Below are 2,524 nucleotides of genomic sequence, written 5' to 3' on the forward strand. Positions count from 1 at the left end.
CGCTTCCCAGCCGTAGTGTCCGTCACCGCTTTGCGTGATGTGCATGACCACGGCAGCATCATCGGCTATCTCCTCATCGGCACCGACAACACCGTCCGCAAGCAGGCCGAGGCCAAGCAGGAAAAGCTCGATCAGCTCCTGCGTGATCAGCAGTTCTACACCCGCTCCCTCATCGAATCCAACATCGATGCTCTCATGATGGCCGACGCCTCCGGCATCATCACCGACGTGAACAATCAGATGGAGACTCTCACCGGCCGCTCGCGCGAAGAACTCATCGGTGCCGCCTTTAAAAACTACTTCACCGATCCCGCACGCGCCGAGGCCGCCATCAATCGCGTGCTCAGCGAAAGCAAAGTCACCGACTACGAACTCACCGCCCGTGCCAAGGACGGCAAGGAGACAGACGTCTCCTACAACGCCACTATCTTTCATGATCGCGATGGCGTCCTGCAGGGTGTGTTTGCCGCAGCACGTGACATCACCGAGCGCAAACGCTGGGACAAGGTGCTGCAGGAAAAAACCGTCGAGCTCCAAAAAGCCAAGGCCGTCGCGGAGAAGGCCAATCTCGCCAAATCCGACTTCCTCTCCAGCATGAGCCATGAGCTGCGCTCGCCGCTCAATGCCATCCTCGGCTTCACCCAGCTCATCGAGTCGGACACGCCACCGCCCACCGCCTCGCAGAAGGCCAGCATCGATCAGATTCTCCATGCCGGCTGGTTCCTCCTGGAGCTCATCAATGACATCCTCGACCTCGCCGTCGTCGAATCCGGCCGCCTCTCACTCTCGCTGGAGGCCGTCTCGCTGCCCGAAGTCCTCATCGAATGCCAGGCCATGATCGAGCCCCAGGCGCAGAAGCGCGGCATCAGCATGTCGTTCCCGAAATTTGATGCCCCCTGCTTCATCCAGGCTGATCGCACCCGCCTCAAGCAGGTCCTAATCAATCTCCTTTCCAACGCCATCAAATACAACCGCGCCGGTGGCACCGTCGTGGTGGACTGTGATCTCACCATTCCCGGACGCCTCCGCATCGGCGTCAGAGACACCGGCGCCGGGCTTTCACCCGAACTGCTCGCGCAGCTCTTCCAGGCCTTCAATCGCCTCGGCAAAGAAGCCACCGGCGAGGAAGGCACCGGCATCGGCCTCGTCGTCAGCAAACGCCTCGTGGAGCTCATGGAGGGCACCATCGGCGCGCAGAGCACCGTCGGTACCGGCAGCGTGTTCTGGATCGAGCTCGGCTCCGCCGTGGATCCCCACATTGATTTCATCAAATCCGTCACCACCACGCTCACAGCCATCCCCGAAGGAGCTGGCAAGCGCACCCGGCTCCTCCTCTACATCGAGGACAATCCCGCGAATCTCAAACTCATCGAGCAGCTCATCGCCCGCCGTTCGGATCTCCGCCTCCTCACCGCCCAGAATGGCGCAGACGGCATCAGCCTCGCCCATGGCTACCTGCCGGATGTCATCCTCATGGACATCAATCTCCCCGGCATCAGCGGCATCGAGGCCATGAAAATCATCCGCCTTGATCCCACCACCGCGCACATCCCCATCGTCGCACTCAGCGCCAATGCCATCCCGCGCGACATCGAAAAAGGCATCGAAGCCGGCTTCTTCCGCTACCTCACCAAGCCCATCAAGGTGAACGAATTCATGGAGACCCTCAATGTCGCCCTCGCCTTCGCCGAGAACGGCGCGGTCCCTCCCGCCTGAGAATTTGGGGTAAACACCCCATGGCAAAAGCGAAGCTGACCTTGGTATGTGGGCCACCCCATGAAAACCAACAAGAGCACACCGTCCGCCAAAGGCAGCACGACCGCGAAAGTCACTCCCGTGCTCAAAGGTTCCAAGAACCTGAAAGCCACCCCCATCGCCAAAAATGGGCCAGCCGCCAAGACTGCCTCGGCACCCAAGCCCAAGCAGGCCAAGGTCTTGCCTCTGGTTGCTGCACCACCCCAGGACAGCGCCGCGCCGCCGCCCGCGCACTCCCCGGATGAAGTCGCCCTCAGGGCCTATCACAACTTCCAAAAACGCGGCTCGGCAGATGGCGCTCATCAGGACGACTGGTTGCGTGCCGAAGCTGAACTAACCGCAGAGCGGCGTCTCGTGCGCGCCTGACATTCACCTGACTCACCACCATGAACAGCCGTCGTCCCAAGCCTGACTGCCCCATGACATGCTCCCTGCGCAACAGTGCCCAGTGCGTGTGCAATCTCATCTCAGTATACAGCGAAAACTCGCCCATCTCGCACGGCCTGCGCATCGGTCTCGGCCACTATTATGGAGGTCGCTCCCTGCCTCCCTGCGTGCGTGGCTCTCTCGGCTCGTCCTATTGGTCCACCGCCACGCACAGCAGCGCCGCCGTTCCGGCTTGATCTCACGGCAGCACAGCCGGACTGCAGACAGCATCCGTTGAACAGGCATGCTCATGCTTGCCGAACGTTATGACCAGCATCGCTGACATCTTCGTGGGTCTGCTGCTGGCCGTCGTCATGCTGGCGCTGGTCGCACGCAGGCTTTC

General features: G+C 61.3%; 3 protein-coding genes. All 3 read left to right on the plus strand.

All coding sequences use genetic code 11. The annotated features are described in order from the left end of the window. On the plus strand, positions 1-1,716 hold a 1,716-nt coding region (locus ACIREA_RS30445), incomplete at its 5' end, for an ATP-binding protein (RefSeq protein WP_397386071.1). Between the two features lie 60 nt (positions 1,717-1,776). Then, positions 1,777-2,121 (plus strand): DUF2934 domain-containing protein, encoded by a 345-nt coding sequence (locus ACIREA_RS30450; protein WP_397386072.1) that lies wholly within the window; start codon positions 1,777-1,779, stop codon positions 2,119-2,121. A 20-nt stretch (positions 2,122-2,141) separates the two neighbouring features. Next, complete coding sequence (locus ACIREA_RS30455) at positions 2,142-2,378, plus strand: hypothetical protein (protein ID WP_397386073.1); 237 nt, start codon at positions 2,142-2,144, stop codon at positions 2,376-2,378. The last annotated feature ends 146 nt before the right edge of the window (positions 2,379-2,524 follow it).

Source organism: Prosthecobacter sp. (assembly GCF_044373815.1).
Classification (GTDB): domain Bacteria; phylum Verrucomicrobiota; class Verrucomicrobiia; order Verrucomicrobiales; family Verrucomicrobiaceae; genus Prosthecobacter.